The organism is Phenylobacterium sp. (assembly GCF_036501465.1).
Lineage (GTDB): Bacteria > Pseudomonadota > Alphaproteobacteria > Caulobacterales > Caulobacteraceae > Phenylobacterium.
This window is the reverse complement of sequence record NZ_DASYAF010000152.1, coordinates 23840-31380: the sequence shown is the minus strand read 5'-3', so window position 1 is coordinate 31380 and position 7541 is coordinate 23840. Positions and strand designations below refer to the sequence as shown.

Annotated in this window: 9 protein-coding genes and 1 pseudogene; 6 read left to right on the top strand and 4 right to left on the bottom strand. The window is 68.8% G+C overall.

Going from position 1 to position 7541, the window contains the following annotated elements:
• Both VGL85_RS17305 and VGL85_RS17300 read left to right on the top strand, forming a co-directional pair.
• Positions 1 to 137, top strand: a pseudogene (locus VGL85_RS17305) (IS481 family transposase); the annotation flags it as partial.
• A gap of 32 nt (positions 138 to 169) precedes the next feature.
• The gene (locus VGL85_RS17300; protein WP_331590233.1) at positions 170 to 910 is read left to right on the top strand and encodes a glutathione S-transferase N-terminal domain-containing protein; all 741 of its coding nucleotides are present in this window, start codon (positions 170 to 172) and stop codon (positions 908 to 910) included.
• Here VGL85_RS17300 and VGL85_RS17295 read toward each other — a convergent pair.
• Positions 907 to 2430 (bottom strand): FAD-dependent oxidoreductase, encoded by a 1524-nt coding sequence (locus VGL85_RS17295; protein ID WP_331590232.1) that lies wholly within the window; start codon positions 2428 to 2430, stop codon positions 907 to 909. The two genes, VGL85_RS17300 and VGL85_RS17295, sit on opposite strands and share 4 nt — an antisense overlap.
• Positions 2431 to 2479: 49 nt before the next feature.
• Entirely contained in the window at positions 2480 to 3589 is a 1110-nt protein-coding gene (locus VGL85_RS17290) for an S-(hydroxymethyl)glutathione dehydrogenase/class III alcohol dehydrogenase (RefSeq protein ID WP_331590230.1), read from the bottom strand.
• A gap of 137 nt (positions 3590 to 3726) precedes the next feature.
• Between VGL85_RS17290 and VGL85_RS17285 the strand changes: the two genes are divergently transcribed.
• The 3 genes from VGL85_RS17285 (at position 3727) to VGL85_RS17275 (ending at position 5148) form a co-directional block, all read left to right on the top strand.
• Complete coding sequence (locus tag VGL85_RS17285) at positions 3727 to 4350, top strand: hypothetical protein (protein WP_331590229.1); 624 nt, start codon at positions 3727 to 3729, stop codon at positions 4348 to 4350.
• Positions 4351 to 4470: 120 nt separating this feature from the next.
• A complete protein-coding gene (locus tag VGL85_RS17280; protein WP_331590228.1) occupies positions 4471 to 4767 on the top strand; it encodes a hypothetical protein in 297 nt (98 codons plus the stop codon).
• 135 nt (positions 4768 to 4902) lie between these two features.
• The gene (locus VGL85_RS17275; RefSeq protein WP_331590227.1) at positions 4903 to 5148 is read left to right on the top strand and encodes a sulfurtransferase TusA family protein; all 246 of its coding nucleotides are present in this window, start codon (positions 4903 to 4905) and stop codon (positions 5146 to 5148) included.
• On the opposite strand, the gene VGL85_RS17270 is transcribed toward VGL85_RS17275, so the two are convergent.
• Positions 5145 to 5981, bottom strand: a complete 837-nt coding sequence (locus VGL85_RS17270) for a YihY/virulence factor BrkB family protein (RefSeq protein ID WP_331590226.1) — start codon at positions 5979 to 5981, stop codon at positions 5145 to 5147. The genes VGL85_RS17275 and VGL85_RS17270 overlap by 4 nt on opposite strands.
• A 214-nt stretch (positions 5982 to 6195) precedes the next feature.
• On the opposite strand from VGL85_RS17270, the gene VGL85_RS17265 reads away from it, so the two are divergent.
• Entirely contained in the window at positions 6196 to 6636 is a 441-nt protein-coding gene (locus tag VGL85_RS17265) for a YciI family protein (RefSeq protein ID WP_331590225.1), read from the top strand.
• 61 nt (positions 6637 to 6697) lie between these two features.
• Here the strand turns inward: VGL85_RS17265 and VGL85_RS17260 are convergent, their stop codons facing one another.
• The gene (locus VGL85_RS17260; RefSeq protein ID WP_331590224.1) at positions 6698 to 7288 is read right to left on the bottom strand and encodes a PEPxxWA-CTERM sorting domain-containing protein; all 591 of its coding nucleotides are present in this window, start codon (positions 7286 to 7288) and stop codon (positions 6698 to 6700) included.
• Between the last annotated feature and the right edge of the window lie 253 nt (positions 7289 to 7541).

Genomic DNA, 7541 nt, shown 5'->3' with positions numbered 1-7541 from the left:
ACGCCTACAACTTCGCCAAGCGGCTGAAGACCCTACAGGGCCTCACACCCTACGAAGCCATCTGCAAGGCCTGGGCGGATAAGCCGGATCGCTTCAGGATCGATCCCGTCCACTTGACCTCGGGACTGAACACCTAGGGTCAGGAAACACCCGACCCCGGAGGCGTGCGATGTACCAGCTCCACTACTGGCCGACCCCGAACGGCAAGAAGGTCACCATCCTGCTCGAGGAACTGGGCGTCCCCTACGAGATCGTGGCGATGAACATCGGCCGCGGCGACCAGTTCACCGAGGCCTCGCTGAAGATCAGCCCCAACAACCGCATGCCGGCCCTGGTCGACACCGCGCCCAACGGCGGCGGCGAGCCGCTCAGCGTCTTCGAAAGCGGCGCGATCATGCTGTACGTCGCCGAGAAGGAGGGTCGCTTCTGGCCGCAGGAGACCCGGGCGAAATACGAGGTCGTCCAGTGGGTGATGTGGCAGATGGCCAACCAGGGGCCGAAGACCGGTGAGCGGGGCCACTTCTCGCGCGTGCCGGCCGAATATGGCGACCAGTCCTACGCCCAGCGCCGGTTCGCCGACGAGGTGCACCGCATGTACGGGGTGTTGAACAACCGGCTCCACGATCGGCGCTACGTGGCTGGCGCCGACTACTCCATCGCCGACATGATCTGCTACCCGTGGACCGCGAGCTGGAAGCTCCAGGGCATAGACCTGGATGAATTCAAATACTTCAAGCGCTGGTTTGAAGAGCTTTCCGCACGCCCGGCGGTGGTGGCGGGCATGGCGGTCACCGCCGGACCGCCGGAGGACCCGGCCACGGTCACGCCCGAGGAGCAGGCGCGGCGCCGCAAGCTGCTCTACAACCAGCGCGCGCGCCCCGCGCCCGAGGGCGGCCTGCTCTCGGTCTAGGCGCGCGAGCCTTCCAGATCGCGTTCGGCGGCGAGATTGGCCGCGTCGCGGCCGACCGTGGCCACCGCCAGCAGCTTGCCGCCGCGGCGATAGCTCACCTTGCAGTCGTGCGCGGCGATGTCGCCTTCGACCTCGATCGCGTCCCAGCTCTCGGCGTGGCCGGTGTAGTGGATCGCGACGTCGTAGTGCTGGCTCCAGAAGAACGGCACGGCGTCGAACGGCTCGGCCTTGCCCAGGATGTTGCGCGCCGCCGTCTGGCCCTGGCGCTCGGCCACCACCCAGTGTTCGACGCGGATCTTCTCGCCGGTGTGCGGATCGGGCCAGCGGACGATGTCGCCGGCGGCGAAAACGCCGGGTGCGCTGGTGCGCAGCTGCGCGTTCACGACCAGCCCGCGGTCCACCGCCAGCCCGGCCTGCTCGGCCAGCGCCAGCACCGGCCTTACGCCGACGCCCATGACCACCAGGTCGGCCTTCACCGTATCGCCGCCCGACAGGGTCGCCGTTCCCGCGCCGATCTGCTGGACGGTCTGGCCCAGGTGGAACTGGACGCCCTTTTCGGTGTGGATCGCCTGCACCATGCGGCCGAGGTCAGGGCCGAGCACCTTGGCCATGGGCACCTCCTCTGGCGCCACCACATGCACGTCCAGCCCGCGGGTGCGCAGAGAGGCGGCGACTTCCAGGCCGATGAAGCTCGCGCCGATCACCACGGCGCTCTTGGCCTTTTCGGCCGCCGCGATGATCGCGCGGCTGTCGGCCAGCGAGCGCAGCGTATGGACGTGGGGCTGGTCCGCGCCCGGCGTGGGCAGGCGTATGGGTTCGGCCCCAGTCGCCAGCAGCAGGGCTCCGTAGCCGACCTTGCGGCCGTCTTCGAGCGTCACCATGCGCGCATCGACGTCGAGGGCGCTCACCCGCGCCTTGAGCTGAAGGTCGATCTTCTGGGCCTGGTGGAATTCGGCCGGCCGCAGCGGAATCCATTCCTCCGGCGCATTGCCGGCCAGATAGTCCTTCGACAGGTTCGGCCGATCGCACGGCGGGGCGTCGTCGGCGGAGAGGATGGTGATCGGCCCTTCGTAGCCTTCCCGGCGCAGGGTCTCGGCCGCCACGGCGCCCGCCGCGCCGCCGCCCACGATGACCACGGAGGCCGGGACGTCGCCTTTCAACTTTGGCGGCGCGAACGCCTCGCGCTTGGCGGCGACCTTCACGCGGTCGCCATCGCGCCGGACGTCCCAGCAGTCCACGGGATTGAGCGCTGGCGCGCGCAGCGGCACGCCGGTGCGCAGGCAGAAGGCCGCGTGGTGCCACGGGCAACGCACGGTGTCGCCGACGACCAGTCCCTCGGCCAGGGGGCCGCCGTAGTGGCTGCAGGTGGCCCCGACGGCGAAGACCGCCTCGCCGCGGCGAACCAGGATCACCGCCTCGTCGCCCACATGGCCCAGCAGGGGCTCGCCGTCCTTGAGGTCGCCATAGGCGACGCCCTGGGCCAGGTCCGGCCCTTCGACCGTATCGTTCGTGCTTCCCATGATCGATCCTCCGGGAGTTGGATCGTGAACGGCCGGGAACGTTCCCGGCCTAGTAGACCACCACGCTGCGGATGCTCTCGCCCCTGTGCATCAGGTCGAAGGCCTCGTTGATCTGCTCCAGCGGCAGGGTGTGGGTGATCATCGGGTCGATCTCGATCCTGCCATCCATGTACCAGTCGACGATCTTCGGCACGTCGGTGCGCCCGCGCGCGCCGCCGAAGGCGGTGCCCTTCCACACCCGCCCGGTGACCAGCTGGAAGGGCCGCGTGGCGATCTCCTTGCCCGCCTCGGCCACGCCGATGATGATGCTCTGGCCCCAGCCGCGATGGCAGGCCTCCAGCGCCTGGCGCATGACCGTGGTGTTGCCGGTGCAGTCGAAGGTGTAGTCCGCCCCGCCGTCGGTGAGCTGGACGAGGTGGGCCACCAGGTCGCCGTCGACGGTCTTCGGATTGACGAAGTGGGTCATGCCGAAGCGCCGGCCCCATTCTTCGCGCGCCGGATTGATGTCGACGCCGACGATCTGGGCCGCGCCGACCATCTTCAGACCCTGGATGACGTTCAGCCCGATGCCGCCCAGGCCGAAGACCACGCAGTTGGCGCCCGGCTCGACGCCGGCGGTGTTGACCACCGCGCCCACCCCCGTGGTCACGCCGCAGCCGATGTAGCAGGCCTTGTCGAAGGGGGCGTCGGTGCGGATCTTCGCCACGGCGATCTCCGGCAGCACCGTGTAGTTCGAGAAGGTCGAGCAGCCCATGTAGTGGAAGACGGTCTGGCCCTTGTAGGAAAAGCGGCTGGTCCCGTCGGGCATCAGCCCCTTGCCCTGGGTGGCGCGGATCGCCGTGCAGAGATTGGTCTTGCGGGAAAGGCAGCTTTTGCACTGGCGGCATTCGGGCGTGTAGAGCGGGATCACGTGGTCGCCCGGCTTCACGCTGGTCACGCCTGCGCCCACCTCCACCACCACGCCCGCGCCTTCATGGCCCAGGATCGAGGGGAACAGGCCCTCCGAATCCAGGCCGTCCAGGGTGTAGGCGTCGGTGTGGCAGATCCCCGTCGCCTTGATCTCCACCAGCACCTCGCCCGCCTTGGGTCCGTCCAGGTCGAGCTCGACGATCTCCAGTGGCTTCTTGGCTTCGAAGGCGACGGCGGCGCGGGTCTTCATAGGGGCTCCCTTGGGTGGCGCGGAGCCTGGGCGTTGGCTCGGCGCGACCATTTCTCATGCGCCGCCGAATGTGAAGCGCCGTCGCGCATCGCGGCGACGCTTGCGCAACAGAGCTGCGATCTCGGCGTTTCTCCGCCATGAACACCTCCGCCGCCCTGCCCCGCATCCTGCTGATCGCCTCGGTCTGCGCCCTGGCGAGCGCCTGCTCGAAGAAGCAGGACCAGCCCCTGCCCTTGACCGCCACCTCCATGCCGGCTCCGGAAATCGGCGACAGCCGCGCCGGCGGGCTCTCGACGCCGGTGAACGGCGCGGCCACGACGGCGGCCACCGCATCGGCGGGCGGCGCGGCGACCAGCAACGGCGCCTTCGCCGGGACGGAGAACGACGCAGCCCAGACCGCCGCCGTCACCCCCTTGGCCAACAGCAACGGAACCATCCCCGCCAGTCCCGGCGTCGGCCCGGCCGGCGGCGTGGCGGTGGCCGCCAACGGCGCGGCGGTCGGCGGCGCGGCCGTTGTCGCCTCGACCCAGACGGCGCGGGCGGCGACTTCGGCCGGAGTTCCGGCCTCGGGCCGCGTGGCGGGCGCCGTGGCGCCGGTCGGCGGCGTTCGCGGCCCCAGCGTCACCTCGGGCGCCGTCACCGCGGGAGCCCCCGCTTCCTCCGCCGCCGTTTCTTCGACCGCTCCAGCCGCCAGTTCAGCCCCCGCCGTCGCCGCCGGTACGGTCGCCGCGGGCGCGGTGGCGTCGGGCGCGCCACGCTAGCAATTGCAACTTGTCCACATCTGCGATCACGAAAATGGGAACCGGATCGGGGAACCATCTGTTGATGAGGTTCGGGGGTCGATCTCGGCCCACCGCTCGCCATCGAGGGAGACCTGCCACATGTCGAAACTACCGCACACCGGACTGCTCACCGCCGGCGCCGTGATCGTTGCGCTCAGCCTGGGTCTGGCCGGCTGCAACAAGAAGGCCGATGACACCTCGACCGCTGCGGCGCCTGCCGCCGACAGCTCGGCCACGACGTCCACGACCAGCACGACGCCGACCCCCGGCGCGCCGGCTGGCTCGGCGACCTCCACCACCGCCAACCCGGACGGCTCGGCCACGACCACCACGACGACGCCGAACACCGCTGGCGGCGCCAACAGCACCAGCACGACGACCCCGCCGCCGAAGTAGGCGCGACGTCTTCGTCCTAGGTGAAGGGCGCGGATCGGCTCCAGCCGGACCGCGCCCTTTGCTTTGGCCCTTTTGCTTTGGCCGGCGCTCCGCCAAAACCTCCCCATCGCCACGAGGGCGGTGTATGCCGCGCCCATGCCGCCGCCCGAGATCCTGATCGACGCCCGCGGGCATCGCTGCCCGGTGCCGACGCTGCGGCTTCGCCGGGCGCTGGACGATGCGCCGGCCGGCGCGCGGGTGCGGCTGCTGGCCGACGATCCCATGGCGCGAATCGACGTGCCGCATTTCGCTGCCGAGGTCGGGGCCGAGATCCTGGCCTGCGAAGAAACCGAAGGCGGCCTCAGTTTCCTGGTCGGCAAGGGGCAGGCCGACCTGGGCTAGGAACCCGCGGCCCGCCGGTCCCCGACGGCGATCTCCACCTCGGTCGCCAGGGCGCCGCCGAAGAAGATCGCGTTCACGTTCCACGACAGCCAGATCAGGAACAGCACCACCGTGGCGATCGAGCCGTAGGTGGCCCCCAGGTGCGCCACGTCGTGGACGTAGAAGGCCGTGGCCCAGGAAGCGAACAGGCAGAGCGCCGTCGCCGCCACGCCGCCCAGCAGCGAGGCGCGCCAGCCGATCGGCCGCCGCGACATGGCCCAACGGTAGATGCAGGCCAGGCCGAGGATCAGCGAGACGCTGGTCCAGGTCCATTCGCTCACCAGCCAGGAAACGCCCTGCAGGGGCCGCAGGTCGAAGGTCGAACTCATCACCCGAAGGCCCAGGAACACCGCGGAGACCAGGCTGAGCAGGGCGAAGGTAGCCACCAGCACGACCAACGCCAGCAGGTTGAAGCCCACGAAGCCGTGCGGTTCATCCTCCTCGTGGATGAACGACAGGCCCGCCAGCATGGCCTTGAAGCCGCGGTGGGCCGCATAGAGCCCGATGATCAGGGCCACGCCGCCCTGAGCGCTCATCGCCACGTGCGGCGCGTGGGCGAGGCGCGACAGCTCCTGCTGCACCACCCCGCGCGCGCCTTCCGGGATCACGTCGGCCAGAACCTGGCCCAGCCGCTCGGCCTGGGCGGGATTGGAAAACAGGCTGAACAGGGTGACCAGGATCGCCAGCGCCGGGAAGATCGCCAGCAGGCTGAAAAACGAGACGCCACCGGTATAGAGCATCACGTCGCGGCCCCAGAGCCGCGTGGTCGCCCGCCAAAGCGTGCGCAGGCCCATGGTCAGCCAGTAGAGCGGATCCCATTGAAGGGTCCGCGGGCGGGAGGGAAGCCGGGCGCCTGGCATACGCGGCCAGGGTGCGGGCGGAATCTCGGCGAGCGCAAGGCGGTGGCGCGAGAATTCCGCTCGACCTGTCGGCTTGGGCGGGGTTGGCTCGTCCTTGGGTCGAAAGCCGGACGCGACTGCCGGTCCAAGACAGTCAGGAGAGAACACCATGCGTGTGATGGTCATCGTCAAGGCCAGCGCGGAATCCGAAGCGGGCGCCATGCCCAGCCCGGAGTTGCTCGCGGCCATGGGCAAGTACAACGACGAACTGATCACGGCCGGGGTCATGCTGGACGGCGCGGGCCTGCAGTCCAGCGCCAAGGCCGCGCGCGTCTGCATCCAGAGCGGCCGGGCGACCGTCACCGACGGCCCGTTCACCGAAACCAAGGAACTGATCGCCGGCTATTGGGTCTGGCAGGTGGCCTCGCTCGAGGACGCCGTCGCCTGGGCCCGGAAGGCCCCTTCGGACGGCGACCAGCCCTTCAACCTGGAACTGCGCCCGTTCTTCGAGCCCGAGGATTTCGCGGGCCTGGCCACGCCGGAAGAGATCGCCAAGGAGCAGGACTGGCGGGACAAGCAAGCGGCCAACGCCCCGAAGGCGACAGCCTGACAGCAAAGGACCCTGGCTTCTGCAAGCCAGGGTCCCTGAGGGCCTTGAGTGGCCGGTCGGATCAGGCGAACGCCCGACGCCGCTGCTGGCGGAGGAGCGCGCCCGCCCCACCGAAGCCAAGGATCATCAGCGCCCAGGATGCGGGTTCCGGCACGCCGGCCAGCACTGGGGCGAAGTTCACCGTGCCGCCAAAGCCGGCCGCGGGACCGCCCGAACCCTTCACGATCAATTCCTGCTGGCCGCCGGCCGTCACGAACTGCGCCGTAATCCCCGCGCTTGGCAGGCCCGCGGGAGTCGGCCCGATCATCCCATCCACGCCGTTGAACGTGAAGCCGCTGAACACCAGATGGTTGTTGGTGTCGCTGGAGGTGACGGATGAGCCCACGGTGCCGGTCGGCAGCATGAAGCTGAAGGTGTCCGTAAAATCGAGGATGCCGTTGGTGTCAGGCCCCGACACGGTCTGGGTGGAAACGCCCTGACTGGAGGAGCTCCCGCCAGCGACGCCGAGACCGGTGTCGCCGATCACCACCGAGATTGCGCCAGTCGCGCTGTTGACTGTCCAGGTGTCTATAAAAGTCGCGGCGCTTGCCCCCCCAGCAACCGCTAAAGCAGCAGCGGCAGCAACCAAACCAAGCTTGGTGTTCAAATTCATGGGCCCAGCCCTTCCTTTACGATAGCCTCACCGGTACCGACGACACTTGCCGCGGTCAGTGCTGTCAGAACTTCGTTTTCGCACCGCAGTTCCGCCCAATTTCAAAAATTGACGCAGTATGTGCAAGAAACCATGCCAGCGCATGGTTACGCTTGTTCAATGACTAGGGTTTTCTATGGCTTGAATATTGTGGAGCTTCACAACAAACAGAGAGAGAAACATTGTCGAGCTACATCAAATGATGCGTCTCGCG